This is a genomic window from Pararhizobium sp. O133 (genome assembly GCF_051669845.1).
GTDB lineage: Bacteria > Pseudomonadota > Alphaproteobacteria > Rhizobiales > Rhizobiaceae > Pararhizobium.
The window spans coordinates 1,583,293-1,609,278 of the sequence record NZ_CP196426.1 but is presented as its reverse complement, the minus strand read 5'-3'; the positions used below and the strand labels follow the sequence as shown (position 1 = coordinate 1,609,278).

Below are 25,986 nucleotides of genomic sequence, written 5' to 3'. Positions count from 1 at the left end.
GCGATGAGCCTGGGGACGGGAACACAGAATGACGAGAACGCCGGATAACAAGGCAAGTGATGCGCCGACGATGAACGACGTCGCCCGCCGCGCCGGTGTTTCGGCCATGACCGTATCGCGCGCGCTGAAGGAGGGCAGTCATGTCTCCAAGGCGACGCGCGAGCGAATCACGCAGGCGATCAACGAACTCGGCTATGTGCTCGACCAGTCGGCCGGCAGCCTGTCGTCGCGGCGCACCGGCTTCGTCGCGGCGATCATCCCGTCGATCAACAATTCCAACTTTTCCGACACCGCGCGCGGCATTACCGACGCGCTGGAAGGCACCGGGCTACAGCTGCTCCTGGGCTACACCAACTATTCGGTCGAGCGGGAAGAGGAGCTGATCGAATCCATGCTGCGCCGGCGTCCCGAGGGCATCATCCTGACCGGCGGCGCCCATACCGCCAGAGGACGGCGAATGCTGCAGCAGGCCGGTATTCCAGTCATCGAAACCTGGGATACGCCGCCGGATCCGATCGACAAGGTCGTCGGCTTTTCCAATGGTGGGGCGATGGAGCTTCTGGTCGAAACGTTGGCCGCTAAGGGTTATCAACGCTTCGGCTATATCGGCGGCACGACGGGTCGCGATACGCGCGGCAGCCAGCGGCGCGCCGGCTTCGTGCGGGCGCTGGACCGGCTCGGCCTGCAATCCGACCGCGTCATTTCCTTCGGCGTTCCACCGATTTCCATGGAACAGGGCGCGCAGGCGGTGGTCAGCATGCTCGACCGCTGGCCGGATACCCAGGTGACGCTCTGCGTTTCCGACCTCTCTGCCTTCGGCGCGCTGATGGAATGTCGCCGCCGCGGCATGCGTGTCCCCGAGGACATCGCCATTGCCGGATTTGGCGATTACGAGATCGCCGCCTGCTGTCATCCGCGCATGACGACGGTCAATGTCGATTGCTACGGTATCGGCCGGCAGGCGGCGCTGAAGCTGACGCAGTCGATCCAGAGCGCACCGACCGAGGGGCCGGAACGGATCACGCTCACCGGCTTTCGCGTCGTCGAGCGCGAAAGCACCTGATCAGAACGACAATTGCACCTTCATCGACCGGCTGCGATCGCCCGCCGCCTCGAAGGCCGCCACGGCATCATTCAGGTCGAAAATCCCCGTCAGCAGTGGCTTCACATCCACCCGGCGGCGGTTGATGAGATCGACCGCCAGCGCGAACTCTTCATGGAACCGGAAGCTGCCGCGCATGTCGATTTCCTTCGCCACAATCAGGTTTTGCGGCAGCGAGACGTCGCCACCCAACCCCAATTGCATGAGAATGCCGCGCGGTTTCAGGACTTCGAGGCCGGCGCGAACCGCACGCTCGTTGCCGGAGGCTTCGAACATCACGTCGAAATATCCCTTGTTGGCGGAATATGAGGAAAGCTTTTCGGCATGCTCCGCGACATTGATGGTACGGTCGGCGCCGACCTCCAGCGCCTTCAGCAAGACCGCATCCATGACGTCGGTGGCGACGATTTCCTGGGCGCCATGGGCTCTGGCTGCCAGAATGCACAGCGAGCCGATCGGGCCGCATCCGGTCACCAGCACGCGCTTGCCAAGCAGCGAGCCGGCGCGGTTGACCGCATGCAGCGTCACCGAAAAGGGCTCGGCAAAGGCCGCCTCGTTGATCGAGACACCGTCGGCCACCTTGTGGCACTGCCAGCTTTCGGCGACGAGACGCTGGCGAAACGCACCCTGGATATGCGGCATCGGCATGGCGCTGCCGTAAAAGCGCATGTTCAGGCAATGGTTCTGCTGCCCCTTCATGCAATAGTCGCAGGCGCTGCAAGGCCGGCTCGGAGAAACGGCGACCCGATCGCCGACCGCAAGACCCGAGACTCCGCTGCCGAGCACCTTGATCGTGCCGGCGATCTCGTGCCCGAGGATCATCGGCTCGCGCAGCCGGATCGTGCCGAAACCGCCGTGATTGTAGTAATGCAGGTCGGAGCCGCAGATGCCGCCGGCCTCGATGGCGATCTCGACCTGCCCCGGCCCGGCGCTGTCGGGATTGGTCTCCTCGATGCGCAAATCCTTGGCTGCATGGATGACGACGGACTTCATGACGTTCTCCCCTCTCCTCTGTTCAGGCAACCGGCGTCAACAGCGGCTGACCGGCGAAATGCGCCGCCAGATTGTCGCGCACCAGTCTTCCCATCGCCTGACGGGTTTCGACCGTGCCGCTGCCATGGTGCGGCTGCAGGACGGTATTTTGCAAGGCCGCGAAACGCGGATCAATTCGTGGCTCGTTCAGGAAAACGTCCAGGCCCGCGCCCCGGATTCTGCCCTGCTCTAGCGCATCCAACAAGGCCGCTTCGTCCACCGTCGTGCCGCGTGAGATGTTGACCAGAATGCCGTCCGGCCCCAGCGCCTCGATCACCTCGGCCGAGACGATGCCGCGTGTCCCCTCGCCGCCCGCGAGCGTGATCACGAGAAAATCCGACTGCCGGGCAAGCTCCATGAGGTTCGCGACGAATGTGTAGGGCAAATCGGGCTTTGGCGTCCGGGCGAAATACGAAATCGGGCAATCGAACGCCGCCGCGCGTCGGGCGAAGGCAGCCCCGATCCGGCCCATGCCGACAACGCCGACACGCTTGCCACAGACACGGGTGGTCAGCCCCATATTGCCCTGCGTCCAGCTCCCGTCCCGCACGAAGGCATCGCCTGCCGGAAGCTGCCGGGCCGCCGCCAGCATCAGAGCCATACCGAGATCGGCCACGTCCTCCGTCAGCACACCCGGCGTGTTGGTGATGCGGATATTGTTATCCCGCGCGAACTTCAGATCGATCGCGTCCGTGCCGACACCGTAGCAACTGACAATCTCGAGCTTCGGCAGCGCCCGCATCAGGTCCGCCGAGGCACCCAACTCTCCCCGAGTGGCAATGGCGCGGATGTTTTCGCCGTGGTGCGCCAGAAACGCCACGCGATCCTCCGCTTCCCAAAGACGATGGATAACATAGCGGCGATCAAGGTCTTCCATATCCCAGGCAGGGTACGGTCCGATCATCAACACTTCCGGCTTCGACATGGTTTTCTCCCGAATTTTCTTGCTTGACTTGATATGTTATCGATAACATATGTGTCAAGCGAGACCGGGCGCTGTAAACAGACAACGAAAACATTGATCCGGCAGGGAAGCTGGGAGGCATTTGCATGGGATTTCCGTTGTTCGACCTGAGTGGGCGCCGGGCGCTGGTCACCGGTTCGAGCCAGGGCATCGGCCACGCGCTGGCCGAAGGGCTGGCCGCGCACGGCGCAGAAGTCGTGCTCAACGGGCGCTCGGCGGACAAGGTCGAGGCCGCCGTCGAAACCCTGCGCAAGGCCGGATATACCGCCCATGCAGCCGTCTTCGACGTGACGGACCGGCAATCGGTCGCGGATGGCGTGGCGCGGATCGAGGCGGAGATCGGTGCGATCGATATCCTCGTCAACAATGCCGGCATGCAGTTTCGCACCCCGCTCGAGGATTTTCCGGCCGAGAAATGGGAGCTGCTGCTCACCACCAATATTTCCAGCGTCTTCTATGTCGGCCAGGCGGTCGCCCGGCACATGATCACGCGCGGACAGGGCAAGATCATCAACATCGCCTCCGTCCAGAGCGAACTCGCCCGCCCGGGCATTGCGCCCTACACCGCGACCAAGGGCGCGGTGAAGAACCTGACGCGCGGCATGTGCGCCGACTGGGCCAAGCATGGCCTGCAGATCAACGCCATCGCGCCGGGCTATTTCAAGACGCCACTCAATCAGGCCCTGGTCGATAGCGCCGAATTTTCGGGTTGGCTCGAAAAGCGCACACCAGCAGGCCGCTGGGGCAATGTCGATGAACTCGTCGGCTCGGCCGTCTTTCTCGCCGGCAAGGCATCCTCTTTCGTGAATGGACACACGCTCTATGTCGATGGCGGCATCACCACCTGCCTTTAACGGCCCGATCATCGTCATGGGCGTGAGCGGCTGCGGCAAATCGCTGATCGGCGAAAAACTCGCCGCCCATCTCGGCCTGCCCTATGTCGAAGGTGACAGCCTGCATCCGCCGACCAACATCGCCAAGATGTCGGAAGGCGTTCCGCTTGACGACGGCGATCGCTGGCCATGGCTCGAGATCATCGGACAACGTCTTGCCAAGGCCGATGCGAATGGCATCGTCATTTCCTGCTCGGCGCTGAAGCGTATCTATCGCGACCAACTGCGCCGGGCCGCAGGCCGACCGCTTGCCTTCGTCTACCTGAAGGGCTCGCGCGATATCCTGATGCAGCGCATGACCGAACGGCCGGGGCACTTTTTCAAGGCACCGCTGCTCGATAGCCAGCTTGCGACCCTGGAAAGCCCCGAAGGCGAAGACCTTGTCGTGACGGTCGACATCGCCCCCGCGCCGGATGTCATCACCGCAGCCGCCCTCGACCGCCTTGCCGCACTCAACGGAGCAGAAGCATGACCGACATCACGCCTTGCAAGGTCGCCGTCATCGGCGCCGGGATCATGGGATCGGCCATCGCGACGCGTCTGGTCGAAACCGGCCAGACCGTCACCGTCTTCGATCTCGATCCGGCAAAGGTCAAGGTATTGACCGACAAAGGCGGTCTCGCCGCAGTCTCGGTTGCCGAAGCGACGCGCGCCAGCGACTTCGTCATCCTCAGCCTCAACCATGCCAACATCGTTCGCGCCGTGGTCTTCGGCCCCCAAGGCGTCAGCGCCGGCGCCGATGCCACGAAAATGCTGATCGACATGTCGTCGATCGATCCCTCCGACACCGCCGACATGGCGGCGCGGCTCGCGGCCGAGACGGGCATGAAATGGGTCGATTGCCCCTTGTCGGGCGGCGTGCCGGGCGCGCTGGCCGGACGGTTGACGATCATGGCGGGTGGCGATGAGGCCGATATCGAGCGCGCCTATGCCATCATGCGCCATCTCGCCCGCAACTATACCCGCATGGGACCAAGCGGCGCCGGCCAGACCACAAAGCTGATCAATCAGCTGTTCTGCGCGGTGATTTTCCAGGCGGTTGCCGAGGCGACGAAGCTGGCGGAAGCAGGTGGCGTCGATCCCGCCTCCATCCCCGCGGCCCTTGCTGGCGGCCGTGCCGATTCCAGCATCCTGCAGGAATTCATGGCCAAGTTTGCCGCCCGCGACTACACACCAACCGGGCGGATCGACAACATGCTGAAGGATCTGGATTCCCTGCAGTCCTTCGCGCTGAAGACCAAGACGCCGCTGCCGATGACCGGCCAGGTCGTCGAAATCCACCGGCTGCTCTGCGCCGCCGGTCTGGGCGGACACGATTCCGCCGAGATGATGCGCCTGCTCGACGGCGCCCTTTCCTGACGAATTCGGGACAGTAACCAATATCGGTCCTTGACTAACCGGATATGTTATCGATAACATATCTTCATTCGACGCTTTGGGAGGAGCAGAGATGGACAATCGCACACTCATCGAGTTCCAGGGGATCACCAAGGTCTTTGGCGGCACCCGTGCGCTTGAAAATGTCTCGATCGATCTGCGTCCCGGCGAAATCCTCGCCCTCCTCGGCGAAAACGGCGCAGGAAAGTCGACGCTGATCAAGACACTCGCCGGTATCTACAAGCCGGATGGCGGCCAGATCCTCTTTCGCGGCGAGCCTTACAGCCATCGCCCGCCGAAGCCCAACACCCGCCAGCCGGTCGCCTTCATCCATCAGGATCTCGGCCTGATCGAATGGATGACGGTCGGTGAGAATGTCGGCCTGGCGCAAGGCTTTTCGTTGCGCTCGCGGCTGATCGACTGGCGCCGGACGGAAGATCGGGCGCGCGAGGCGCTGGAACTCGTCGGCTGCGATTTCGACCCGAGCACCCGTGTCCAAGACCTCACCCGCACGGAAAAATCGCTGGTCGCCATCGCCCGCGCGCTGGCTGTCGAAGCTGACGTGCTGGTGCTGGACGAACCGACTGCCAGCCTCCCCGCCGACGAGGTGGAACGACTGTTCAACGCCATCCGCCCGCTGAAGGAACGCGGCGTCGGCATGATCTATGTGTCGCATCGCTTGGATGAGATTTTCCGCATTGCCGACCGCGTCGCCGTCCTGCGCGACGGCAAGCTGGTCGGCCAGCGCCCCGTCAGTGAGACCCGGCCGGACGATCTGATCGAAATGATCGTCGGCCGCCCGGCCAATCAGCTCTTCGTCAAGGCCGCCTGCACACCCGGCAAGACCGTGCTTGCGGCACGGAACCTGACTTGCGGCGGCACCGGCCCGGTTTCCTTCGATATCCGCCAGAACGAGTTGCTGGGTCTGGTCGGCCTGCGGGGCGCAGGCCAGGAACTGATCGGCCGCGCCCTGTTTGGATGCGAGGCCTTCGGTGGCACGATCCACCTCAACGGCGAAACGCCGGACCTTTCAAACCCGGTTGCGGCGATGAAATCCGGCATCGGGCTGATCGCCCGCGACCGGACGGAAGAATCCGTCGCCATGTCGCTGTCGCTCAGGGAAAACACCTTCATCAATCCCGGCGCCTCTGGCCGTGGCCTGTTCTCGTTTCTCTCGCCTGCAAACGAAGCCGCACAAGCCCACAAGATCGGTGAAACCGTCGGCCTGCGGCCGAACGACCAGAGCCTGCCGATCGAGGCCCTTTCGGGTGGCAACCAGCAGAAGGTCGTCGTCGGCCGCTGGCTGGTCACCGGCCGCAAGCTGCTGGTTGCCGAGGACCCGACGGCCGGCGTCGATGTCGGCGCCAAGGCCGAGATCTACAAGCTGATCGCCCGGGCGCTCGAAGCCGGCCTCGCGGTCGTGGTCGTTTCCACCGATTTCGAGGAAATCGCCCATATCTGCCATCGCGCGCTGGTGTTTTCACGCGGCCGCATCGTCGCCGAATTGGAAGGCGAAGCGCTGACCACATCCGCCGTCATTTCCGCCGCTTCGGCCTCGGAAGCCGCCTGAGCCTGAAAAGCTGACAAGACCAAGGGAGACTGAACCATGCAATCGATCGAATCCACCGCCCTTGAGCCGACGCGCAGCGAGCTGGCCGGCCTGACCAGCGGCCAGAAGATCGCCCGCTATATCCCGGTCTATGGTCTCGTCATCCTGACGGTCCTGTTGATCCTGCTGTTCTCGCTGCTGCTCCCCGGCACGTTCCCGACGCTGCTCAACCTGCGCTCGATCATCTCCGACAAGGCGATCATCGCGCTTCTGTCGCTTGCCGCGATGATCCCGATGGCGTCCGGCCGCATCGACCTGACGGTCGGCTACGGCATCGTGCTCTGGCATATCCTCGCCATCAGCCTGCAAACCATGTTCGGCGTGCCATGGCCGATCGCGGTCGTGATCGTGCTGGCGCTCGGGGCTCTCACCGGCTTCCTCAACGGCCTCTTGGTCGAGGTGGCGCGCATCGACAGCTTCATCGCCACGCTCGGCACCGGCACCATTCTCTATGCACTGGCGCTCTGGCACACCGGCGGACGGCAGGTGGTCGGCGTGCTGCCGGACGGCTTCTACGCGCTGAACGGCACCATGGTTCTCGGCCTGCCGATCACCGGCTTCTATGTGATCGCCATCGCCGTCGCGCTCTGGGTGATCCTCGAATACCTGCCGATCGGCCGTTACGTCTATGCCATCGGCGCCAACCCGAAGGCCGCCGCGCTGAATGGCATCCCGGTGCGTCGCTTCGTCATCGGTGCCTTTGTTTCCTCAGGAGTTCTGGCGGCACTCGCCGGTGTGCTGCTCGCCTCGAAGCTTCGCATCGGCCAGGCAAGCGTCGGGCTGGAATATCTGCTGCCCGCACTGGTCGGCGCCTTTCTGGGATCGACCACCATCAAGCCCGGCCGCGTCAATGTCTGGGGCACGATGACCGGCGTCATCATCCTCGCGGTCGGCATTTCCGGCATCCAGCAGATCGGCGGATCCTTCTTCGTCGAACCCCTCTTCAACGGCGTCACCCTGCTCGTGGCGATCGGCATCGCCGGTTATGCCCAGCGCAAGCGCGGCGCCGCCGGCAAGGCCGCAACCCCCGGTCCGCTGCCCACCGGTACACAGCAAAACTGACGAACCAATCCATTTACATCGGACATTTTCAAAGGGAGGAAGAACCATGAAACGCAGAACATTGATAAAGGCCTCGGTCGCCATGCTGGCGCTGACGCTGGCCGGCCCGGCGCTCGCCGATGCCATGGCGGACGCCAAGGCGGTCGTCGACAAATACGCCACCAAGGTCACCGGCTGGGACGGACCGAAGACCAGCCCCAAGGCGCAGGAAGGCAAGACCATCGTCGTGCTGGCCGGTGACCTGAAGAACGGTGGCATCCTCGGCGTGACGACCGGCGTGGAGGAAGCTGCCGCCGCCATCGGCTGGGAGGTCAAGGTTCTCGATGGCGCGGGCTCGATCGGTGGCCGCACCGCAGCCTTCGGACAGGCCATGGCGCTGAAGCCGTCCGGCATCATTATCAACGGCTTCGATGCCATCGAACAGGCTCCGGCCCTCGAACAGGTGAAGGCCGCCGGCATTCCGCTCGTTGCCTGGCATGCCGGCCCGGTGATCGGTCCGGATGAAAAGACCGGCCTCTTTGCCAATGTCAGCACCGATGCCATGGAAGTGTCCAAGGCCGCTGCCGACTACGCCTATGTCGATGCGAAGGGCAAGCCAGGCGTGATCATCTTCACCGACTCGACCTATACGATCGCAATCGCCAAGGCCGACAGGATGAAGGCCGAGATCGAAGCCCTTGGCGGCACGGTACTCGAATATGTCGACACGCCGATCGCCGAGACCTCGCAGCGCATGCCGCAGCTGACCACCTCGCTGCTGCAGAAATATGGTGATCAGTGGACTCACTCGCTTGCCATCAACGACCTCTATTTCGACTTCATGGGACCGTCACTGGCAGCCGCCGGCAAGAGCGGTACGGATGCACCAATCAATGTCGCGGCCGGTGACGGCTCGGAATCGGCCTATCAGCGCATCCGCGCCGGCCAGTTCCAGAAGGTCACTGTTGCCGAACCGCTGAACCTGCAGGGCTGGCAACTGGTCGACGAACTCAACCGCGCTTTTGCCGGGGAAGCCTGGTCCGGCTATCTCTCGCCGCTCCATGTCGTCACCTCCGACAATGTCGAGTTCGACGGTGGTCCGAAGAACAGCTTCGATCCCGACAACGGCTACCGCGACGAATACAAGAAACTCTGGGGCAAGATGTAGCAGCAACCGGAACGGGGCATCGCCGATGATGCCCCGTTCCTCACAGACGCAAAATCCCCTCGGATGAAAGCAGCATCATGATCATTCGCTATGCCCTCTTCGAGGGCGAAATCCACGCGGGCAGGGAAACGGAATTCCGGGCCTACGTGAAGGAAAAACTCGTGCCGCTCTGGACGCGGTTTCCAGGCGCGCAGGAAGTCCGCGTGCTGGATGGCACCGAGCGCGACGATGGCGCGCCGGTCTATGCCATGGCGCTGGCCATCCGTTATCCCGACATGGACACCTGCAACAAGGCGCTGCAATCGGACGTGCGCTTCGAAAGCCGCGCCGTTACCGGCGGGCTGCTCGACATGTTTACAGGCCGCGTTCATCATCACGTCTTCGACGCAAACGAATACGCTACGACCTGATCGCATCGGCGGCGGCATGTCACCATGCCGCCTTGCCTCATCTTATTTTCGATTCAGCACCAGAACGTCGCCACCGGCCGGGATCAGAAGTTTTTCCGTCGAAACCCCGTGGGCATCCGCAGCCTGGCGCAGGTCCTGCCGAGTGACCGTCGCGTGATCGAGCGCCTCCATATGGGTGGCAATGACGATGGCGGCCGGTGTCGATGCCTCGCAGACTGCGACCGTCTCTTCAGCATCCATCACGATGAGGTCTCCATCCCAGCGCGCGCCGCAGGAATGGGTGATGATGATATCCGGTCCCGTCCGGCGGATCGTTTCCGCCACCGGCGGATAGAGCACGGTATCGCCGGCCCAGTAGATCGAAGGCTCACCCTGCGCCTCGATGCTGACACCCATGACGGACCCCATCAGATCGACCACTGGACCCAGTCCGTGGCTGCCCTCCTGGCGCGTCAGGGTGATGCCGTTCCAGGTCGCATGATCCTCAAGCGGTGTGACATCGCTGAAGCCCGCGCCCCGAATTTCACCTTCATCACCCGGCTGGCAGAAGATCGGTACGTCTTTCCGCAGCCGTTCCTTCGCAACGCTATCGAAATGGTCTTCGTGCAAATGCGACACGATGACGAGTTCGACCCCATCCAGAATTTTCTCGATGTCGACCGGTAATTCCACCATCGGGTTCGGGGAGCGGCCTGTAAACGACGGGAGACTGTGCTTCGGCGCCAGATAGGGATCGATCAGCAGCGTGCGACCGGCGTAATCGAGCTTCAGGGTCGCGTTGCGGATCAGCTGGAGTTTCATACACTTATCCTTTAAAATGGGTTCCGGCGCGCTAGGAAATGGCTGCCGTCTGTGCGGCACCGTCTCTTGCCTGGGGCGCCAAACTTTCCCCGATTGTTCACCCTTGGCAAGCCTCGCGCCGAAGAAATTCCGCAAACCACGACAACCCGCATTTGGTCGCATCTGAAACAGTGGAAAGCAAGCCGCTGTTACGTCTTGTAACCGTTACGTACTTGCGCGCAGACTGGCCGGCATGGTGCTCTAACCTGTATAGGGGCGATTTTTTCGAAATTCGTGAACGCTTATTGGGTGAAATGATTGCCGAACTCTCGACAGAAGGCTGGAAAAACAACCCGCAGGCCACATCGCATGGCTGCTGCTTTTTCTTGCCAGCATCCCTCCGACGGTCGTCTTTGCCCACACGGCGCCCGAACCGGTCAGTCGCGCCGTGACCATCTGGCAGGAATATTGGCTGGAAATCACCCTGACTCTGATCGTCGTGGTGCTCCAGACGGCCACTATTGTTGCGCTTGTGCTGCAGGAGCAGCGGCGTCGGCGGCTGCAGGCGGAGCTTGCGCTGGAGCGGCTGGAACTTGCTTATCTCTCGCGGACCGCGCAGATGGGCGCCCTTTCTGGAGCCCTAGCCCACGAATTGAACCAGCCGCTGACCTCGATCCTCGCCAATGCGGAAGCCGGACGCCGGCTGCTCGATATCGAGCCGATGGATCTGCGCGAACTGCGCGACATCATGGACGATATCATCCTGGACAACAGGCGTGCGGCAACGGTGATCAGCCAGTTGCGACGTCTGATGCTGCGGGGCGAAACCAGTCTCGAACCCATGGATCTCAATCAGGCCGTGACGACGACACTGGGCCTCGCACGCAGCGAATTGCTGGCCCGCCAGACCGGCGTCGACGTCATGCTCGACATGCCGGACGTTCCGGTGCGCGCCAACCTGCCGCAATTGCAACAGGTCATTCTCAACCTGCTGCTCAACGCTGCCGACGCGATGGCGCATCTGCCGCCGGCGATGCGCGAGATTGCCATCAGGACGAGAAAACGCGACAATGGGGTGTGTGAACTGACGGTTGCGGACCGCGGTATGGGCGTATCGCCGGACAGGCGAGCCGAGGTCTTCAAACCCTTTGTCAGCACGAAGAAGGCGAGCTTGGGGCTCGGACTGGCTATCTGCAGATCGATCGCACAGGCCCATGGCGGGACCTTGGTCTTCGATGAAAACTTTGACGAAGGCGCGCGGGCGATTTTTACGCTGCCGTCGGCATAGGGGGTGCGTGATGAGCAACACATATCCAATTGTCTATCTGGTCGATGATGACGAACGAATCCTGGTTGCGTTGAAGCGACTGCTGATCTGCTCCGGATACAACGCGCAGACATACCGTACGGCTGAGGATTTCCTCACGATGCACGATCCCGATGCGCCGGGCTGCGTCGTGCTCGACGTCGATCTTCCTGGCATGGATGGTTTCGGCATCCAGAACGAACTCTGGTCCAGGAATCATGCGCGTCCGCTGATTTTCCTCACCGGCTGCGGCGACATCCCGACCACCGTGCGGGCGATGAAGGCGGGCGCCATCGACTTTCTGACCAAGCCCGTCGATGCTGCCTCGCTGCTGGCAGCAATCGACCAGGCTCTCCAGTTGGATGAAAAAAGCCGGCAAAAGGCCCTGCAGCGCCGGCTGGTCGAGCAGCGCCTCGCGTCCCTCACGCCCAGGGAGCGCGAAGTCTTCGGCTGCGTCGTTGCCGGTCAGTTGAACAAGCAGATCGCCGCCGAACTCGGCACCGTCGAGAAGACCGTCAAGGTTCATCGCGGCCGCATGATGGAAAAAATGTGCGTGCGGACGGTTGCCGATCTGGTTCGCCTGGCGGCCGTCGCCGCCGGGTAGAAAGTGGCATTGGACCCAAGGCCAATACCGGTGCCTGCCGGCATTGCTATAGAACGGTCGCATGGACGAGGCGAAACTTACAGTTGCGATCGTTGACGATGACGAGGCCGTTCGCCGCGCGTTGTGCCGCATGGTTTCGTCGCTCTCCTATCGCGTCGCAGATTTCCCGTCCGGACAAGCCTTCCTCGACGAGTTGCAAAAGGAACAGTACGCCTGCGTGCTTCTCGACCTGCATATGCCGGAATTGAACGGCATCGAAGTGCTCGCCAGGTTGCGCATGGCGGGCCACAGACTGCCCGCCATCATCATCACCGGCGGTGACGAGCCGAAGATGCGGGACCGCTGCCTCAGCGCGGGCGCGTCGGATTACCTGATCAAGCCGCTGGAGCGCGATGCCACCTTCGCCGCGATCCACGCATCGTCCTCCCTGTCAGGCCCGGCATTTTGATTCAAATTCAGGCGAGGCTCATTGTTCGTCATCATCCAGCAGGATACGTGCGGCTGCTCCTTCAAGATCGTCATATTGCCCGGACCGCAGGCTCCAAAGAAAGGCGCCGAGTCCGGCAATTCCGAGGAGGATGGCGATCGGCACCAGGAAGGAGAGATAGTTCAGGCTCATGCCGCCATCTCCACCGGCTCCTGCCCCGAAAGACGGGTTTGCGATGGATCGGACCTTTCGCCGAGCGTGCTGTTTCGAAGCCGCAGGGCGTTGGCCACGACCATGATCGACGAGAGCGACATGGCGATCGCCGCAAGTAACGGCGTGACGGCGCCGAGGACGGCAAACGGCACGGCGATGGCGTTATAGGCGATGGCAATGGCGAAATTCTCGCGGATCAGCCGCCCGGCATTGCGAGCGATGGCGATCGCCCGCGTCACCGCCGAAAGGCTTTCGTGCAGGAAGACGATGTCGGCGGCGGAACGCCCGATATCGGCGGCCGAGGCCGGCGCCATCGAGACATGGGCGCTGGCAAGCGCCGGCGCATCGTTCAGACCGTCGCCCACCATCAGCACCTTGCGACCCTCGGCGCGCAGACTGTCAATCCGCTGCGTCTTGTCGACCGGCAACAGGCCTGCGCCATAGGTATCGATCCGCAGGGTGGCGGCAAGCGCTTCCACTGCGGACGCCCGGTCGCCGGAGATGATTTCCGTCGGAAGGCCCGCCTTCTGGAGAGCCGAGATTGTTTGAAACGCATCGCGACGAACACGATCTGCAAACAGGAATTGGCCGAGCAACTCGCCATTGCGCACCAGCAGCGACACCGAATGCGTTTCGTCACTTTGATCGGTCTCACGGCCGAGCGCCCATTTGGAACGGCCAAGCCGGTAGACCGTCTCTCCCGACCGCGCCTCGATGCCCAGGCCGGGCTGCTCACTGACGCTGTCGAACACGAGCGGGCCTGAGAGTTCCTGTCCCATTTCGGCGGCGATGGCCAGCGAGGCGGGATGGCGCGAATGCAGCGCGATCGCCTTGGCAACGGCCATGGCTTCAGGCTTGACCTCCCCCGCATTGATCAGGCGCGGCTTGCCAAGCGTCAGGGTGCCTGTCTTGTCGAACAGGACCACATCCACCTCGGTCAGTCGCTCAAGGGCAGAGCCATCCTTGACCATGATGCCATTTTCGAACAGCCGCCGGGCGGCAACGACCTGGACGATGGGCACCGCAAGGCCGAGCGCGCAGGGGCATGTGACGATCAGCACGGCAATCGCGATCGTGATCGACCGGTGCCAGTCGCCCGTCGCCAGCATCCAGCCGACGAAGGAGAGGAAGGCGACGCAATGCACCACCGGCGCATAGAGCGCCGACGCCCGGTCCGCCAGCCGGCGATAGGTCGCCCGCCCCCCTTCCGCCGCTTCCATCATGCGCACCATGTCCGCAAGGAAGGAATTTTCGACGTTTGCGGTCGTGCGGATCGTCAGCGGTCCGGTCAGGTTCATCAGGCCCGCCTGCAGCAGCGTGCCAGGGCCGGCATATTTCGGCGCCGCCTCGCCGGAGACCAGCGAATAATCCAGGTCCGACGATCCCTGAGCGATCGTTCCGTCGATCGGAATGCGATCGCCGGCCGCTACGAACAACAATGTTCCCGGCACGATCTGCGACACCGGCACATGACGGCGCGTGCCATCCGCGTCGAGCACCGTTGCTCCCTGTGGAATGAGCCGCGCCAGACCGGCAACGGCGGAACGAGCCTTTTCCCGCATCACATGATCGAGTGTGCGGCCGATCAGCAGGAAGAAGAGCAGCGACGTCGCCGCATCGAAATAGGCATGATCGCCGCCCTGGATCGTATCGTAGAGGCTGAGTCCGAAGGCGAGCAGGACGCCGATGGAAATCGGCACATCCATATTGGTGCGGCCATGACGAAGCGCGCCCCAGGCCGAGACAAAGAAAATCCGCCCGGAATAGACGATCGCGGGCAGCGCGAGCGCGGCAGAAATCCAGTGAAAAGCCTGCCGTATCCCGCCATCGGCACCGGACCAGATGGAAACGGACAGCAGCATGATGTTCATGGAACAGAAGCCGGCCACGGCCAGCGCCCGCACGAGCCGGGTATAGTGCGGATCGGCGGTTTCCGTTCCACTCGTGAAGAGATGGGCATCATAACCAATGGACTGCAGACCGCCAATCAGGTCTGGCACCCTGCCATCGACCGCGCGCCAGCGTATCGATGCGCGCTTCATCGAAAGGTTGACCCGGGCGTGTTCGACACCGGGCAGCGCCGACAGGCTCCGCTCGACCGATGCGATGCAGGCGGCGCAATGGATACCAGGCACGGAAAGATCGCTCTGGCGCGAGCCATCTCCGAGATCACGGCTCGACAGGACGAGTTCATCCAGGCCGAGCGATACCGGCTCGATGCCCCCGATGACCAGCGATGCCGACGCATTGGGCGCGCAACAGCTCATGATCTTGCCGCCGACCTCCTCACTTCATCGCCCTGTAGGCATGCCAGGTGGCGTGCCCGAGCAGCGGAAAGATGACGATCAAGCCGACGAAACCCGTCAGCAGCCCGACCACCGTCAGACCGAGCACGATCGCGCCCCAGGCGATCATCACGCGTCGATTGTTCCAGACAATCGAGATGCTCGTGCCCATGGCGGTGAACGCGTCGGTCCGCTCATCAAGCAGCATCGGGATGGAAAAGACACTGATCGCGAAGGAAAAAGCGGCGAAAATGCCGCCGATGATCGTGCCGGTCGCAAGCATCGCCCAGCCGATGCCGGTGGTAAACAGCATGGGCACGATATGATCCATGCCCGGAAACGGGCGCAGGCCGAAGAACAGCGCGTAGACGATCACGGCGGAGCGCATCCACAGGAGCGCCAGCCCCAGCAGGATCACGCCGGTGAACAGAACCTGCGCTCCCGACGCGGGTCTGACGAACAGCATGCGCCCGAGGCTCGACGGCCTGTTGGCGCCGATCAGGCGGCTCTTCTCATAGAGGCCGATCGCCACCAGCGGCCCGACCACCATGAAGGCAGCGATGGCCGGAAACAGGATATAGTCCCGTCCCACGAAAAGCAGCCCGGCGACGATCGCCACGGAAATCGCAAAGACCACGAGGCCGTAGAAAAAGCTGGATGCCGGTGACGTCATCAGGTCGCGCCAGCCGGCGCCGAGCCAGCCCAGCGCGGCGCTCGCCGGAAGCCCGCGTTGACGCGCCTGCGCTGCGGTCAGGCCGGCGATGGGCGCAGTGTGGGAATTGCTCATGTCGATCCATCCTTCTTCAAGGCTCTAGCAGGCCGATTTCGCCGCGCCGTATTCGATACCGGGAGCAGCCTCTCCCGATGGCTTGGCATGCGGCACGCAATCCGGCTGCGATTGCATCGCGACATAAAGGAGGTGCGCATTGGCCACGAAGAAAATCACCATTGCGGCCCCGAGCAGCGTGATCATGACCAGCCCGCCCCGCGACCTGAGGCCTTTCGATGATTTTACCGTCATGCTCGTCATGTCTTCGTCTCCGAAAGAGACAGGACGTAGAGTGTCAGGATCTTCCGGTCGGTGACCGAAAGGCGGTCTTCCCAATGCGGCATATGCCCCTCGTGGCCGTTGAAGATCGTATCATGGATCGCTTGGCGATTGCTGCCATAGATCCACCAGGCATCGGTCAGGTTCGGCGCACCGACATCCACCTTGCCCTTGGCGTCTTCCCCATGACAGGCGACGCAATTGGCCGCAAACACGTCCTTGCCGCGCGCGATGCTTTCAGGGGATGCCGACTCCGCGCTTTCGACACCACCGAGAGATCGGACATAGGAGACGACATCGCTGACCTGCGCGCGATCGAGCATGCTGTCGCGACCGAAGGCCAGCATCTGCGAAACGCGGGTGTCGGGATGCGTCGAATTGATGCCGACCCGGACGGTTTCAAACACCGTGTCGGGATCGCCGCCCCACAGCCACGTTCCCGTGGTCAAATTGGGAAAGCCCTTGCTTCCAGCACCCCTGGTCCCATGACAGACGGCGCAATTGTCCCCGAATAGGGTGCCGCCCGCCTCGTTGACGATCGTCATCAGGGCCGGATCGGCCTTGATCGCGGCAAAGTCCATGGTCTCGATCTTCGAGGACCAGACGCTGCGTTCGGTGTTGGCGGCTTGCAACTGCTGCTCCACCTGGGTCTTCTGGTCGAGTCCGAGCAGTCCCTTGGTATAGGTCCGGCCAAGCGGGATCGCCGGCATTAGGATCCAGTAGACAATGGCAAACAGCGTCGTGACCACGAGGAAGAAGATCACCACCCGCGGGATGGGCGTGGTGAGTTCGGTAATGCCGTTCCATTCATGGCCGGTGGTCATCCGGCCAGTGACGGGGTCGCGTTCGCCTATGTCCATGGCTTGTCGTCCTCATCGAGAATACTTTGCTTGGCAACGTGAAATTTGCGCAGGTTGGCCGGCCAGAGCGCGTAGATCACCACGCCGATCGCCAATGCGACCAGGTAGAAGAGGCCCCAACTCTTGGAAAAGGCCACCAGAGTTTCGTGATCGAGGTTCATTTCGCCGCCTCCGTTGCGATGGAGGCCTGTTTATGCGCAACGTCGGTCAGGCGGCCGATGATCTGGAGATAGGCGACAAGCGCGTCCATTTCCGTGATTTGATCGGGGTTGCCATCAAACAGTCGCACCTGCGTCGCCTCGCCATAACGCTCGGAAACGCCGGCGGCAAAGTTGCTGTCGGGCGATGCCTGGCCGAAGGCGTCGTTGCCCGCATTGGCGATCATGTCGTCCGTATAGGGAACGCCGACCGCGCGCATCGCCGCCAGATGCTCGCCGAGATCGTCGATCCGGAGCGCATTGCGCCCCAGCCAGCCATATTTCGGCATGACCGATTCCGGCACGACATCGCGCGGATTGTGCAGATGCGCCACATGCCAAGCGTCGGAATATTTACCGCCGACGCGAGCGAGATCCGGCCCGGTGCGCTTGGATCCCCACAGCATCGGGTGGTCGTATTTGGATTCCACCGCCAGCGAATAGGGGCCGTAGCGCTCGACCTCATCGCGCAGCGTGCGGATCATCTGCGAATGGCACGCGTAACAGCCTTCCCGAAGGTAGATATTGCGTCCGGCAAGCTCGAGCGGCGTGTAGACGCGCATGTCCGGCGCCTCCTCGACCGTCTGGTCGATCGTGAACAGCGGCGCGATCTCGATGAAGCCGCCGATGCTGGACACCACGACGATGGCAAGCACGAAACCCATGGCGCTGCGTTCGATTTTTCTGTGAAACTCGGGCATGTCGTTTACTCCGCAGGCACGGGCGAGACAGCGGCCTGCCTCGGCTCTGGAGCGTCCGCAGTCGATTTGGACAAGGCGTCCGGCGCCATGCGGATCGTCATCCAGATATTATAGGCACAAACGACGGCTCCGAGCAGGAACAGGAAGCCACCGAAAGCCCGGGCGATATAATAGGGATGCATGGCAACGACGGAATCGATGAACGAATAGGTCAGCGTTCCGCTTTCATTGTAGGTGCGCCACATCAGGCCCTGAATGATGCCGGAGTTCCACATCGCAAAGACGTAGACGACAGTGCCGGCCAGCGCCAACCAGAAGTGCACTTCGACCAGGGCGGCCGAATACATCCGCTCGCGCTTCCACAGCCAGGGCACGACACTGTAGATCGAACCGAAGGTGATGAGCGCGACCCAGCCGAGCGCGCCGGCATGGACGTGGCCGACGGTCCAGTCGGTATAGTGCGACAACGAATTCACCTGCCGGATGGCGAGGAACGAGCCTTCGAAGGTGGAGAGGCCGTAGAACACCGCCGCCGCCATCATGAAGCGCAACGTCGCATCGTCACGCACCTTGTGCCAGGCGCCATTGAGCGTTGCCAGCGCATTGCCGGCCGAAGCCCAGGACGGAACGAGAAGCACGAGCGAGAATGTCATGCCGAGTGTCTGCACCCATTCCGGCAGCGCCGTGTAGTGCAGGTGGTGCGAGCCCGCCCACATATACATGAAGGTGATGCCCCAGAAGCTGATGATCGAAAGGCGATAGGAAAAGATCGGCCGGCCTGCCCGCTTCGGCAGGTAGTAATACATCATGCCGAGAAAGCCGGCGGTCAGGAAGAAGGCGACGGCATTGTGGCCGTACCACCACTGCGTCATCGCATCCTGGACGCCGGAGAAGGCGGAATAGCTCTTCGCATGGCCGAACGAGACCGGAACGGCGAGGTTGTTGACGATATGCAGCACCGCCACGACGAGGATGAACGCCATGTAGTACCAGTTGGCCACATAGATATGAGGTTCCTTGCGGCGTGCAAGCGTCCGAATGTAGAGAATGAAATAGACCACCCAGACGATGACCAGCCAGATATCCGCATACCATTCGGGCTCCGCATATTCCTTCGATTGCGTAACGCCCATGAAATAGCCGGCGGCTGCGATGATGCAGAACAGATTGTAGCCGAGCAGCACAAACCAGGGACTGAACTGACCGGCAAGGCGAGCCCGCGAGGTACGCTGCAGCACATGGAAGGACGTAGCGATCAGGGCATTGCCGCCGAAGCCGAAGATGACGCCGCTCGTATGGACCGGACGCAGGCGCCCGAAGCTTGCCCATCCGGCATCGAAGGTCAGGTCCGGCCATGCCAGAAGGCTGGCCACCCAGACCCCGACGGCCATGCCGATAATGCCCCAGATGATCGTCAGGATGATACCGACCTTGCTGGGGTCGTCATAATATTGGGTCAGCCGCTCCGGGCTCGGTTCCGGCGCATAGAAGGAGGACAGGACCAGGAAGATGAAGCCGACGCTCAACGTCAGCACGATCAGGCCGTGCACCCCGAGTGCATCGGTGCGGCCGGCAACCCCCATGGCCAGTCCGACAAGAGCAAGGGCGATGAGAATAACGAGCGCGATTTGCCGCTCGCCGGATGTCAATTGTGCGACCATGTCAAATCCGCCCCGCTAGGCTACCGATCGGCCAACCGAATTGACAGATGCCGTCCGCTCGACAAGCAACGCGATGCTTGATGGAACAGGAAAATACTCTTCTCTGGTGACACACTGAACGTTTCCTTACACGATCCGGCACAGCACAATCTGCTGCCCACCCCCGTGGGACCGACTGATGCTCGGCACGATGCGTGAGGGACAGGTATCGCCCGAGACCTCCCGATTGGATTCGTAAACGCCTTGGTAGTCAAGATACGAGGATTAGTGATTTTTCCAAATACCGCTGATTTCCTGCAACTGAAACGTTCAATTTTCGTGGGACGGCATGAGGCACACGAAAGGACGGCCGTCGCAGCCTCCGATTAAGACGGATTTTCTCTATGTTTTTGAAAATCATATCAGATATTTCGAATGTTTCATAAAATATCATCCCCGAGGGCGACATTGATAAGCCGGTTTCAACTGCCGCAGCGTGGCAATTTGCCATCCTGCGCAGTTGTGCCACGCGGCAAGCCGGCGATCCAGACAAGATGCCGCGGTTTCAGGCCGCAACCGGATGAATCAGCTATGCCTAAAGACGGTCGCAGAGGACTCGCCAGGATGGAGAGTGAATGGTTTTTGGCATGCTGCATCCTGACGATCGTCTTTGGTCGATCCGCATGCATGTGGGCCGACACCGTTCGCATAGCCGAACACGGGCAGGCCAGAATTGACGCGCGTCAGACGCCCCCCCCCCCCGAAGATCGATCAAGGCCGGCGCCTTTCCCTGCCACCAAGCCTCGACGGAAGCGAATGCCCTTTCGGAAGCCGGCATCGCGCCATCGTCACTTCCGTCGAGATCGACAGCGGCACTTATATAGAAGGACAGAAATCACGACGCGCGACCTCCCATTCGATAACGCCTCCCACACCCGCTTTTTTCAGATGGCCGCCCCGGCGATTTGCCTACGCAGCCGCGCTCAACCACGGAATTCGCCCGTCCCATGTGCCTGAGGACAAAATAAACGCCAACAATCGGCAGATTGAACCACTCAACACGGCTTCCAAGCCTTGATCGATGGCGAACATCGCTTTATGAGAGCGTCAGTGATCCAAGGAGTTTACATTGCAGGTTCTGGTCCGTGACAACAACGTTGAGCAAGCGCTCCGTTTTCTGAAGAAAAAATTGCAGCGCGAAGGCGTCTTCCGCGAAATGCGTCTACGCGAACATTTCGAAAAGCCGTCCGAGAAGCGCGCCCGCGAAAAGGCCGAAGGCATCCGCCGGGTTCGCAAGCTCGCCCGCAAGAAGCTCGAGCGCGAAAGCGGCGTCTCGTCCGCCAAGAAGCCCGCCCGCAAGGGCTGAGACCTTCTGTTCAATATCGCTGAGAAAAACTCAAGCTGCCCTTCGGGGCGGCTTTTGGCGTTTATGCCGGCTGCATCACACGAGGCCAAAGATTTTTAGCGCGCCGTTTTGACCTATAAGCGCGGCGGGCAAGCGCGAACATGCAAAACGCTGGCTGATTCGGATCGCCCGCGATCTGATCCAGAGCGTCGTGATCGGCAAGACACCCTGCTCACCAGCCGGCCATCCGGGAAATGCATGGCCCTATCACCAATATCGTGGCATCGGTGGATTTGCACGAGCTTCCGGAAGGGCAGTACGCTGCCGTGGCACGGATCAATTTCCGGACCAAGATCGAGTCTTGCGAGATCGACACGAAGCAGAAACTTAAAAAGCTCCTCGAGGCTTATGCCGAGGAGCTTTCTGCGGAGTTTCCCGAGTGTGAGAGCGTGTAGGGATTGTTGGTTGCGGGGGCTAGAGCATCGTTCCCTTAATACGATCCATTCTGTTGGCTCAAAACGGCCGATCCACAAGAAGGATGGCGCAGAGCGATGCGACATCCATCGGTCCAGCCATCCGCCGCAGTGGGCGGCCGTTTTCAGCCAACCCGAAGGGCTGGATGAATTTTGGCCACTATCGGCGGTGGCCGTCTCAACCGCAGCTTTTGCTGCGCTTTTCGCCAGCCGCCTTGGTTCTGGCCAAAATTCCTTCCAGCAGAATGGGTCGTATTAAGGGAACGATGCTCTATGAAGCGTTAAACCGCTACCGCCAGGACCGCGATGCAATCTCCGGCTTTGACGAGCCCGGAGAAATGCCGGGCGCAGAGCATGCCGTCCATTTTCGCATGAACCTCGCAGGACGCGACACCGGTGCGCCCGACCGGATAGATGCGCGCAATCATCTGGCCGTCGACGACAGTGTCTCCCAAATCGACAAGCGGCTCGATCAATCCGCCCTCTTCCGCAAAGACAAAACAGTCGCCGTCCGGCATATCCAGCCATTGCGTTGACGACACGGCGGCCTTGCCTTTGACGATGCCCGCCTGGCGCAGCACGTTGATCACGCCCCGCTTGGCGATCCCTGCTGTCTTGGCTGTCGCCGTGCCGCCGCCGCCGAGCTCGGTGGTGATGAACACCTTGCCCATCTCTTCCGCCGCCGTGTCGTACATGCCGACCGCGTCGATCTCGAGCATCTTCATCGAATAGGGCGCCGAAAAAGCCTCGACCAGATCGAAGCTCTTCTGCTCCTGCGCCTTGTTGGGCAGGATGTGGGCGGCGCAGAAGGGCAGGAAATCGAGCGTCTTGCCGCCCGAGTGGAAGTCGAGGACGATATCGGCAAGCGGCAGCAGAACGCGCTGGAAATAATCCGCGATCTTCGGCGTCACCGTGCCGTCCGGCCTGCCCGGAAAGCTGCGGTTCATGTTGCCCTTGTCGATCGGTGACGTGCGGGTACCGGCGACGAAAGCAGGATAGTTCATGGCGGGGATAATGATGACCCGGCCGGAAACATCCTCAGTCTTCAAGGTTCGAGCGAGGTCGAACAGGGCGATCGGCCCCTCGTATTCGTCGCCGTGATTGCCGCCGGTGAGAAGGGCCGTCGGCCCCTCCCCGTTTTTGACGACGGTGATCGGGATCATCACCGAGCCCCAGGCGGAATCGTCACGGCTATAGGGCAACCGGAGAAAACCATGCTGGATGCCCTCGGCCGAAAAATCGACCGTGGGCGAGATAGGTGAAGGGCGCAAGGCGGTGTCGCTCATCTGGGTATCAATCCTTGACGAACAGCTTGCGCGGCACATTGGCCAGGCATTCGACCCCGGTCTCGGTGATCAGGATGCTTTCGGTGATCTCCAGGCCCATGGTCTCGAGCCAGAGGCCAGTCATGAAATGGAAGGTCATGCCGGGCTTCAGCTCGGTCCGATCGCCGGGACGCAGGCTCATCGTGCGCTCGCCCCAGTCCGGCGGATAGGAGATACCGATGCCGTAGCCGGTGCGGTTGTCCTTGACGATGCCGTATTTCTTCAAGACGCCGAAGAAGCCGTTGGCGATATCCTCGCAGGTATTGCCGGGCTTGGCGGCGGCAAGGCCGGCATCCATGCCTTCCAGCGTCGCCTTTTCGGCATCGAGGAATTCCTGGGTCGGCTTGCCGAGAAAGACGGTGCGCGACAAGGGCACGTGATAGCGGTTGTAGCAGCCCGCGATCTCGAAGAACGTGCCTTCGCCGCGCTTCATCGGCCGGTCGTCCCAGGTGAGATGCGGTGCCGAGGCATCGACGCCCGAAGGCAGGAGCGGAACGATCGCCGGATAATCACCGCCGATCTTGCCATCCGGCCCGTCCGTGCCGCGAATGCCCGCGTCGTAGATTTCCGCGACCAGATCGCATTTGCGCATGCCCACTTCGATCGTGTCGAAGATGCATTGGTGCATGCCCTCGACGATGCGGGCGGCATTGCGCATATATTTGATCTCGGTCGCGCTTTTCACCGCGCGCTGCCAGTTGACCAGCGCCGTCACATCCACGAAGCGCGCATTCGGCAGATGTTTCATCAGCGAGGCGAAGGCGGCGGCGGAAAACCAGTAATTGTCCATCTCGACGCCGATCGTCAGCTTGTCGAGACCACGCTCGGCAAGCTTGGCAGCGAGATAATCCATCGGATGCCGCTCGGTCGACTGAACATAGTGATCCGGATAGCCGATGATGTTCTCGTGCTTCAGATAGGCGGTGAGTTTTGCGCCGTTGGCGTCCTGCCCGCGACCGTACCAGATCGGCTCGCCGGTCGGCGGTACGATGACCGCTTGGTGCACATAGAAGGACCAGCCGTCATAGCCGGTGAGCCAGGCCATGTTGGAGGGGTCGCTGACGATCAGAAGATCGACGCCTTTCTTCTCCATGGCTTGCCGCGTCTTTTTCAGGCGCGCTTCATATTCCCCCAAGGAGAATTTGAGATTCGGTTGGGTCATGTCACTCCCTCATTCTCCGGCAGATGCCGGTCTCAACTTTCAAATGCGGTGCCAGCGCCTGCCGAACCGGCACGCGCAAAGGCAAGCGTTGCGATGGCGGTGTCCTGGATACCGGTTCCGGTGAGGTCCGCGATGGTGATCTGGTCGGCGGCCGTCCGCCCGGGTTTTTGCCCGGCGACGATCTGCCCGAGTTCCGGGAAATCCACCTCGGCTTCGGCGAGGCCGGCGGCGATGGCATGGTGCAATTCGCCGAGACGCCGGGTCTGCCCGACGCTGTCGGCGACGTAATAGCCGTTGACGACAATGGCCGGCTCGATCTCGTTCTTGTGCTCGGCATCCGAACCCATGGCCGTGATGTGCTGGCCGGGCTGCAGCCACTCGTCCTTCAGGATCGGTATGTCCGAAGGCGTGGTGGTGACGATGATATCGGCGCCGGTGACGGCCTGTTTCGCATCCGCATGGGCGACGACCGGAATACCGAGCGCTGCCGCAAGCTCGGCCGCGACCAGCCGCGCCTTTGCTGCATCGCGCGCCCAGATCCGCGCTTCGCGGATCGGCCGCACCAGCATCAGCGCCTGCAGCTGCAGCCGCGCCTGCATGCCCCCGCCGAAGATCGCCGCCACGCCCGAATCTTCCCGCGACAGGTGTTTGGCGGCCACCGCGCCGGCGGCGGCGGTGCGGATATCGGTGAGGTAGCCATTGTCGAGCAGCAGCGCCTGGACGAGGCCGGTTTTTGCCGAAAGCAGCACCATCATGCCATTGGTGCTGGGCAGGCCGATCTTCGGATTGTCGAAGAAGCCGGGACTGATCTTGATGGCGAAACCGTCGAGCCCCGGCACATAGGCGGTCTTCACATCGACTTCGCCGCGATGTTCTGGAATATCAAGCCGCAGGATCGGCGGCATGGCGACGGCCTTCGTCGCCAATGCATGAAAAGCGTCCTCGATACAGGTAACGATCTCGCGGTCCAGCGTTACGATGGCTCTCAACTCGGCTTCTGTGAGAATGATCATCCGGCTCATGCGGCCTCCTCCGTGGCGAGGGACACGGCGCCGTTGATGATCCGGCGATGCAACTCCATATCGACATTGCGGCCGGACAGGATGACGACAACCGGTCCTGGCAGTCGGATGCGATCGAAAAGCAGAGCGGCCATACCCACGGCACCGGCACCCTCGACGATCTCGCGCTCCGCCGCATAGGCATGGCGCATGCCGGCGGCAATCTCTTCCTCGGAGAGCAGGACGACCTCGTCGAGCAGGCCGCGGCACATGGAAAAGGTCAGCCGGTTATCGAGCCCGATGCCGCCGCCGAGCGAATCGGCAAGGCTCGGCAGTTCTTCGACCTGCACCGGACGGCCGGCATCGAGGCTCACCTTCATGGCCGCCCCCCGCTCCATCGTCAGGCCGATCACTTTCGTGCCGGGGTTCATCCCCTTGACGGCGGCAGCCACGCCGGCTGCCAGGCCGCCGCCCGACAGGGGCACGAGCACGGTTGCGGCTTCCGGCAATTGCTCCATGAGTTCCAGCCCGAGCGTACCCTGCCCGGCAATGACGGCGGGGTGATCGAAGGGCGGCACCATGGCCATGCCCTTTTTAACCACCAGCCGGTCGACCTCTTCCTGCGCCTCGTCCTGCGAGCGCCCGACGATCCGCACATCGGCACCGAGCCGGCGGATTTCCGAGATCTTGTTGTCCGGTACCAACCGCGACATGCAGATGGTGGCAAGAGCGCCTTCCGCTTTGGCCGCATGCGCCAAGGCCCGGCCGTGATTGCCCGTGGAGGCCGCGACGACACCGCGCGCCCGCTCCTGCGGGCTCAGGGACAGGACGGCATTGGTGGCACCGCGCAGCTTGAAGCTGCCGGTCGTCTGGTGATGTTCGAGCTTCAGGTAAACCGGAACGCCAGCCAACTGGCTGAGCACGGGCGATTGCACCATCGGCGTCTTCAGGACACGCCCGGCAATGCGGGCCGACGCGGCGCGAATATCATCAAGGGAAATATGTACCGATTGCCTGCCCATG

The 25,986-nt window shown here is 62.1% G+C and carries 27 protein-coding genes; 12 read left to right on the top strand and 15 right to left on the bottom strand.

Translation table 11 applies throughout. The features are described 5' to 3' along the window. The first annotated feature begins 28 nt into the window (after positions 1–28). On the top strand, positions 29–1,063 hold the full coding sequence (locus tag ACST81_RS07760) for a LacI family DNA-binding transcriptional regulator (RefSeq protein ID WP_438752335.1): 1,035 nt from the start codon (positions 29–31) through the stop codon (positions 1,061–1,063). Here ACST81_RS07760 and ACST81_RS07755 read toward each other — a convergent pair whose 3' ends face one another. Both ACST81_RS07755 and ACST81_RS07750 read right to left on the bottom strand, forming a co-directional pair. Continuing rightward, positions 1,064–2,095: an L-idonate 5-dehydrogenase gene (locus ACST81_RS07755; protein ID WP_438752334.1), complete on the bottom strand. Its 1,032-nt coding sequence runs from the start codon at positions 2,093–2,095 to the stop codon at positions 1,064–1,066. A 22-nt stretch (positions 2,096–2,117) separates the two neighbouring features. Beyond that, positions 2,118–3,059, bottom strand: a complete 942-nt coding sequence (locus tag ACST81_RS07750; RefSeq protein ID WP_438752333.1) for a 2-hydroxyacid dehydrogenase — start codon at positions 3,057–3,059, stop codon at positions 2,118–2,120. Between the two features lie 125 nt (positions 3,060–3,184). Between ACST81_RS07750 and ACST81_RS07745 the strand changes: the two genes are divergently transcribed. From ACST81_RS07745 to ACST81_RS07715, 7 genes are all read left to right on the top strand, one after another. Then, positions 3,185–3,952, top strand: a complete 768-nt coding sequence (locus ACST81_RS07745) for an SDR family oxidoreductase (RefSeq protein WP_438752332.1) — start codon at positions 3,185–3,187, stop codon at positions 3,950–3,952. Next, positions 3,921–4,463, top strand: coding sequence for a gluconokinase (locus ACST81_RS07740; RefSeq protein ID WP_438752331.1), 543 nt, complete (start codon positions 3,921–3,923; stop codon positions 4,461–4,463). Before ACST81_RS07745 ends, ACST81_RS07740 begins: the two co-directional genes overlap by 32 nt. After that, positions 4,460–5,350 carry an NAD(P)-dependent oxidoreductase gene (locus ACST81_RS07735; RefSeq protein ID WP_438752330.1) on the top strand — a complete coding sequence of 297 codons (891 nt, stop codon included), beginning with the start codon at positions 4,460–4,462 and terminating at the stop codon, positions 5,348–5,350. Before ACST81_RS07740 ends, ACST81_RS07735 begins: the two co-directional genes overlap by 4 nt. 91 nt (positions 5,351–5,441) lie before the next feature. Further along, a complete protein-coding gene (locus ACST81_RS07730; RefSeq protein ID WP_438752329.1) occupies positions 5,442–6,938 on the top strand; it encodes a sugar ABC transporter ATP-binding protein in 1,497 nt (498 codons plus the stop codon). 36 nt (positions 6,939–6,974) lie between these two features. Beyond that, entirely contained in the window at positions 6,975–8,039 is a 1,065-nt protein-coding gene (locus ACST81_RS07725) for an ABC transporter permease (protein ID WP_438752328.1), read from the top strand. Positions 8,040–8,085: 46 nt separating this feature from the next. Continuing rightward, positions 8,086–9,186 carry an ABC transporter substrate-binding protein gene (locus ACST81_RS07720; RefSeq protein WP_438752327.1) on the top strand — a complete coding sequence of 367 codons (1,101 nt, stop codon included), beginning with the start codon at positions 8,086–8,088 and terminating at the stop codon, positions 9,184–9,186. Positions 9,187–9,263: 77 nt separating this feature from the next. Beyond that, the gene (locus ACST81_RS07715) at positions 9,264–9,596 is read left to right on the top strand and encodes a hypothetical protein (protein ID WP_438752326.1); all 333 of its coding nucleotides are present in this window, start codon (positions 9,264–9,266) and stop codon (positions 9,594–9,596) included. 42 nt (positions 9,597–9,638) lie between these two features. Here the strand turns inward: ACST81_RS07715 and ACST81_RS07710 are convergent, their stop codons facing one another. Then, positions 9,639–10,397: an MBL fold metallo-hydrolase gene (locus ACST81_RS07710; protein ID WP_438752324.1), complete on the bottom strand. Its 759-nt coding sequence runs from the start codon at positions 10,395–10,397 to the stop codon at positions 9,639–9,641. A gap of 427 nt (positions 10,398–10,824) precedes the next feature. Here ACST81_RS07710 and ACST81_RS07705 point away from each other — a divergent pair, with 427 nt between their 5' ends. The 3 genes from ACST81_RS07705 to ACST81_RS07695 all read left to right on the top strand — a co-directional run bounded on the left by ACST81_RS07705 (position 10,825) and on the right by ACST81_RS07695 (position 12,734). Continuing rightward, positions 10,825–11,664, top strand: coding sequence for a sensor histidine kinase (locus ACST81_RS07705; protein ID WP_438752323.1), 840 nt, complete (start codon positions 10,825–10,827; stop codon positions 11,662–11,664). A gap of 10 nt (positions 11,665–11,674) precedes the next feature. After that, positions 11,675–12,286, top strand: coding sequence for a response regulator transcription factor (locus tag ACST81_RS07700; RefSeq protein ID WP_438752321.1), 612 nt, complete (start codon positions 11,675–11,677; stop codon positions 12,284–12,286). Between the two features lie 61 nt (positions 12,287–12,347). Continuing rightward, positions 12,348–12,734 (top strand): response regulator transcription factor, encoded by a 387-nt coding sequence (locus ACST81_RS07695; protein WP_438752319.1) that lies wholly within the window; start codon positions 12,348–12,350, stop codon positions 12,732–12,734. An 18-nt stretch (positions 12,735–12,752) separates the two neighbouring features. Here ACST81_RS07695 and ccoS read toward each other — a convergent pair whose 3' ends face one another. The 8 genes from ccoS to ccoN are packed head-to-tail and all read right to left on the bottom strand — an operon-like array spanning position 12,753 to position 19,678. Then, on the bottom strand, positions 12,753–12,899 hold the full coding sequence (gene ccoS / locus ACST81_RS07690) for a cbb3-type cytochrome oxidase assembly protein CcoS (protein WP_438753425.1): 147 nt from the start codon (positions 12,897–12,899) through the stop codon (positions 12,753–12,755). 2 nt (positions 12,900–12,901) lie between these two features. Next, positions 12,902–15,193: a cation-translocating P-type ATPase gene (locus ACST81_RS07685; RefSeq protein ID WP_438752317.1), complete on the bottom strand. Its 2,292-nt coding sequence runs from the start codon at positions 15,191–15,193 to the stop codon at positions 12,902–12,904. Between the two features lie 19 nt (positions 15,194–15,212). Beyond that, positions 15,213–15,998 carry a DUF2189 domain-containing protein gene (locus tag ACST81_RS07680; protein WP_438752315.1) on the bottom strand — a complete coding sequence of 262 codons (786 nt, stop codon included), beginning with the start codon at positions 15,996–15,998 and terminating at the stop codon, positions 15,213–15,215. A 24-nt stretch (positions 15,999–16,022) separates the two neighbouring features. After that, entirely contained in the window at positions 16,023–16,241 is a 219-nt protein-coding gene (locus ACST81_RS07675; RefSeq protein ID WP_438752313.1) for a hypothetical protein, read from the bottom strand. Next, entirely contained in the window at positions 16,238–17,119 is an 882-nt protein-coding gene (gene ccoP / locus ACST81_RS07670; RefSeq protein WP_438752311.1) for a cytochrome-c oxidase, cbb3-type subunit III, read from the bottom strand. Before ccoP ends, ACST81_RS07675 begins: the two co-directional genes overlap by 4 nt. Beyond that, the gene (locus ACST81_RS07665; RefSeq protein ID WP_325462444.1) at positions 17,110–17,280 is read right to left on the bottom strand and encodes a cbb3-type cytochrome c oxidase subunit 3; all 171 of its coding nucleotides are present in this window, start codon (positions 17,278–17,280) and stop codon (positions 17,110–17,112) included. Before ACST81_RS07665 ends, ccoP begins: the two co-directional genes overlap by 10 nt. Then, complete coding sequence (gene ccoO, locus ACST81_RS07660; protein ID WP_438752309.1) at positions 17,277–18,017, bottom strand: cytochrome-c oxidase, cbb3-type subunit II; 741 nt, start codon at positions 18,015–18,017, stop codon at positions 17,277–17,279. The genes ACST81_RS07665 and ccoO overlap by 4 nt, the downstream gene beginning before the upstream one ends. A 5-nt stretch (positions 18,018–18,022) precedes the next feature. Beyond that, complete coding sequence (gene ccoN, locus ACST81_RS07655; RefSeq protein WP_438752307.1) at positions 18,023–19,678, bottom strand: cytochrome-c oxidase, cbb3-type subunit I; 1,656 nt, start codon at positions 19,676–19,678, stop codon at positions 18,023–18,025. Positions 19,679–20,786: 1,108 nt separating this feature from the next. On the opposite strand from ccoN, the gene rpsU reads away from it, so the two are divergent. Further along, entirely contained in the window at positions 20,787–21,023 is a 237-nt protein-coding gene (gene rpsU / locus ACST81_RS07650) for a 30S ribosomal protein S21 (RefSeq protein WP_438752306.1), read from the top strand. 733 nt (positions 21,024–21,756) lie between these two features. Here the strand turns inward: rpsU and doeB are convergent. From doeB to eutB, 4 genes are read right to left on the bottom strand one after another with little or no spacing between them, the layout of a single operon-like run. Continuing rightward, the gene (doeB, locus tag ACST81_RS07645; RefSeq protein ID WP_438752304.1) at positions 21,757–22,761 is read right to left on the bottom strand and encodes a N(2)-acetyl-L-2,4-diaminobutanoate deacetylase DoeB; all 1,005 of its coding nucleotides are present in this window, start codon (positions 22,759–22,761) and stop codon (positions 21,757–21,759) included. Between the two features lie 7 nt (positions 22,762–22,768). Then, a complete protein-coding gene (gene doeA, locus ACST81_RS07640; RefSeq protein ID WP_438752302.1) occupies positions 22,769–23,962 on the bottom strand; it encodes an ectoine hydrolase DoeA in 1,194 nt (397 codons plus the stop codon). Positions 23,963–23,994: 32 nt separating this feature from the next. Further along, positions 23,995–24,984 carry an ectoine utilization protein EutC gene (gene eutC / locus ACST81_RS07635; protein ID WP_438752301.1) on the bottom strand — a complete coding sequence of 330 codons (990 nt, stop codon included), beginning with the start codon at positions 24,982–24,984 and terminating at the stop codon, positions 23,995–23,997. Continuing rightward, complete coding sequence (eutB, locus tag ACST81_RS07630; RefSeq protein WP_438752300.1) at positions 24,981–25,985, bottom strand: hydroxyectoine utilization dehydratase EutB; 1,005 nt, start codon at positions 25,983–25,985, stop codon at positions 24,981–24,983. The genes eutC and eutB overlap by 4 nt, the downstream gene beginning before the upstream one ends. Between the last annotated feature and the right edge of the window lies 1 nt (position 25,986).

What these genes read in the sequence shown, in the direction of transcription:
- ccoN (WP_438752307.1), bottom strand. Translation starts at nt 19,678, where the DNA reads ATGGTCGCACAATTGACATCCGGCGAGCGGCAAATCGCGCTCGTTATT.
- ACST81_RS07700 (WP_438752321.1), top strand. Translation starts at nt 11,675, where the DNA reads ATGAGCAACACATATCCAATTGTCTATCTGGTCGATGATGACGAACGA.
- ACST81_RS07665 (WP_325462444.1), bottom strand. Translation starts at nt 17,280, where the DNA reads ATGAACCTCGATCACGAAACTCTGGTGGCCTTTTCCAAGAGTTGGGGC.
- eutB (WP_438752300.1), bottom strand. Translation starts at nt 25,985, where the DNA reads ATGGGCAGGCAATCGGTACATATTTCCCTTGATGATATTCGCGCCGCG.
- ccoP (WP_438752311.1), bottom strand. Translation starts at nt 17,119, where the DNA reads ATGGACATAGGCGAACGCGACCCCGTCACTGGCCGGATGACCACCGGC.
- eutC (WP_438752301.1), bottom strand. Translation starts at nt 24,984, where the DNA reads ATGAGCCGGATGATCATTCTCACAGAAGCCGAGTTGAGAGCCATCGTA.
- ACST81_RS07720 (WP_438752327.1), top strand. Translation starts at nt 8,086, where the DNA reads ATGAAACGCAGAACATTGATAAAGGCCTCGGTCGCCATGCTGGCGCTG.
- ACST81_RS07710 (WP_438752324.1), bottom strand. Translation starts at nt 10,397, where the DNA reads ATGAAACTCCAGCTGATCCGCAACGCGACCCTGAAGCTCGATTACGCC.
- ACST81_RS07725 (WP_438752328.1), top strand. Translation starts at nt 6,975, where the DNA reads ATGCAATCGATCGAATCCACCGCCCTTGAGCCGACGCGCAGCGAGCTG.
- doeB (WP_438752304.1), bottom strand. Translation starts at nt 22,761, where the DNA reads ATGAGCGACACCGCCTTGCGCCCTTCACCTATCTCGCCCACGGTCGAT.
- ACST81_RS07750 (WP_438752333.1), bottom strand. Translation starts at nt 3,059, where the DNA reads ATGTCGAAGCCGGAAGTGTTGATGATCGGACCGTACCCTGCCTGGGAT.
- ACST81_RS07755 (WP_438752334.1), bottom strand. Translation starts at nt 2,095, where the DNA reads ATGAAGTCCGTCGTCATCCATGCAGCCAAGGATTTGCGCATCGAGGAG.
- doeA (WP_438752302.1), bottom strand. Translation starts at nt 23,962, where the DNA reads ATGACCCAACCGAATCTCAAATTCTCCTTGGGGGAATATGAAGCGCGC.
- ACST81_RS07745 (WP_438752332.1), top strand. Translation starts at nt 3,185, where the DNA reads ATGGGATTTCCGTTGTTCGACCTGAGTGGGCGCCGGGCGCTGGTCACC.
- ACST81_RS07695 (WP_438752319.1), top strand. Translation starts at nt 12,348, where the DNA reads ATGGACGAGGCGAAACTTACAGTTGCGATCGTTGACGATGACGAGGCC.
- ACST81_RS07740 (WP_438752331.1), top strand. Translation starts at nt 3,921, where the DNA reads ATGTCGATGGCGGCATCACCACCTGCCTTTAACGGCCCGATCATCGTC.
- ACST81_RS07715 (WP_438752326.1), top strand. Translation starts at nt 9,264, where the DNA reads ATGATCATTCGCTATGCCCTCTTCGAGGGCGAAATCCACGCGGGCAGG.
- ACST81_RS07680 (WP_438752315.1), bottom strand. Translation starts at nt 15,998, where the DNA reads ATGAGCAATTCCCACACTGCGCCCATCGCCGGCCTGACCGCAGCGCAG.
- ACST81_RS07730 (WP_438752329.1), top strand. Translation starts at nt 5,442, where the DNA reads ATGGACAATCGCACACTCATCGAGTTCCAGGGGATCACCAAGGTCTTT.
- ACST81_RS07760 (WP_438752335.1), top strand. Translation starts at nt 29, where the DNA reads ATGACGAGAACGCCGGATAACAAGGCAAGTGATGCGCCGACGATGAAC.
- ccoO (WP_438752309.1), bottom strand. Translation starts at nt 18,017, where the DNA reads ATGCCCGAGTTTCACAGAAAAATCGAACGCAGCGCCATGGGTTTCGTG.
- ACST81_RS07735 (WP_438752330.1), top strand. Translation starts at nt 4,460, where the DNA reads ATGACCGACATCACGCCTTGCAAGGTCGCCGTCATCGGCGCCGGGATC.
- ACST81_RS07675 (WP_438752313.1), bottom strand. Translation starts at nt 16,241, where the DNA reads ATGACGAGCATGACGGTAAAATCATCGAAAGGCCTCAGGTCGCGGGGC.
- ACST81_RS07685 (WP_438752317.1), bottom strand. Translation starts at nt 15,193, where the DNA reads ATGAGCTGTTGCGCGCCCAATGCGTCGGCATCGCTGGTCATCGGGGGC.